Raw genomic sequence first — 229 nt, forward strand, 5'->3', positions numbered from 1 at the left:
TGGTGGCCTACATCACCATGGCCGGCCTGCTGCCCAAGCCGATCCGTCAGTTGTCCGAAGTCAGTTCCACCATCCAGAAAGGCGTCGCCGGTGCGGAGAGCATCTTCGAGCAACTGGATGAGCAGACCGAGCAGGACCTGGGCACCGTAGAGCGCGACAAGGTTTCAGGCCGTCTGGAGGTCAAAAACCTCACGTTCACCTACCCAGGCACGGAAAAGCGCGTGCTCAA

Annotated in this window: 1 pseudogene; it reads left to right on the plus strand. The window is 60.3% G+C overall.

The annotated features are described in order from the left end of the window. A pseudogene (locus QMX88_RS29420) lies at positions 1-229 on the plus strand (lipid ABC transporter permease/ATP-binding protein); the annotation flags it as partial.

The organism is Pseudomonas sp. PS02290, from assembly GCF_029960075.1.
GTDB lineage: Bacteria > Pseudomonadota > Gammaproteobacteria > Pseudomonadales > Pseudomonadaceae > Aquipseudomonas.